This is a genomic window from Paenibacillus sp. J22R98 (assembly GCF_059383835.1).
This window is the reverse complement of sequence record NZ_JBXENW010000024.1, coordinates 1-1,385: the sequence shown is the minus strand read 5'-3', so window position 1 is coordinate 1,385 and position 1,385 is coordinate 1. Positions and strand designations below refer to the sequence as shown.

Here is a 1,385-nt window from a genome sequence, read left to right as displayed (position 1 = left end):
CGAGCGAATGTTCGTAGGATAAGCCCTCGACCGATTAGTATTCGTCAGCTGCATGCATTGCTGCACTTCCACCTCGAACCTATCAACCTGATCGTCTTTCAGGGGTCTTACATACTGGGAAATCTCATCTTGAAGGGGGCTTCACGCTTAGATGCTTTCAGCGCTTATCCCGTCCGCACTTGGCTACCCAGCGGTGCTCCTGGCGGAACAACTGGTACACCAGCGGTGCGTCCATCCCGGTCCTCTCGTACTAAGGACAGCTCTTCTCAAATTTCCTACGCCCACGACAGATAGGGACCGAACTGTCTCACGACGTTCTGAACCCAGCTCGCGTACCGCTTTAATGGGCGAACAGCCCAACCCTTGGGACCTACTTCAGCCCCAGGATGCGATGAGCCGACATCGAGGTGCCAAACCTCCCCGTCGATGTGGACTCTTGGGGGAGATAAGCCTGTTATCCCCAGGGTAGCTTTTATCCGTTGAGCGATGGCCCTTCCATTCGGTACCACCGGATCACTAAGCCCGACTTTCGTCCCTGCTCGACTTGTAGGTCTCGCAGTCAAGCTCCCTTATGCCTTTACACGCTACGAATGATTTCCAACCATTCTGAGGGAACCTTTGGGCGCCTCCGTTACATTTTAGGAGGCGACCGCCCCAGTCAAACTGCCCACCTGACACGGTCCCTGTACCGGATTACGGTACCAGGTTAGAACTCCGATACGATCAGGGTGGTATCCCAACGTTGCCTCCACCGAAGCTGGCGCTCCGGTTTCCTAGGCTCCCACCTATCCTGTACAGATCGTACCAAAGTTCAATATCAAGCTGCAGTAAAGCTCCATGGGGTCTTTCCGTCTTGTCGCGGGTAACCTGCATCTTCACAGGTATTAAAATTTCACCGGATCTCTCGTTGAGACAGCGCCCAAGTCGTTACGCCATTCGTGCGGGTCAGAATTTACCTGACAAGGAATTTCGCTACCTTAGGACCGTTATAGTTACGGCCGCCGTTTACTGGGGCTTCAATTCATAGCTTCGCCTTGCGGCTAACCACTCCTCTTAACCTTCCAGCACCGGGCAGGCGTCAGCCCGTATACTTCGCCTTACGGCTTCGCACAGACCTGTGTTTTTGCTAAACAGTCGCTTGGGCCTTTTCACTGCGGCCCCCTCGGGCTATTCACCCTACCGAGGCACCCCTTCTCCCGAAGTTACGGGGTCATTTTGCCGAGTTCCTTAACGAGAGTTCTTCCGAGCGCCTTAGCATACTCTGCTCGACTACCTGTGTCGGTTTGCGGTACGGGCACCATCACCTGGCTAGAGGCTTTTCTTGGCAGCGGGAACACATGACCTTCGGTACTGTAATTTTCCCTCCCCATCACAGCCTGGCCTTA

The 1,385-nt window shown here is 54.4% G+C and carries 1 rRNA gene; it reads right to left on the bottom strand.

Annotation, left to right across the window (positions count from 1 at the left end):
• Positions 1-14: 14 nt before the first annotated feature.
• Positions 15-1,385 (bottom strand): 23S ribosomal RNA (locus tag AC50Y3_RS30080); the annotation flags it as partial.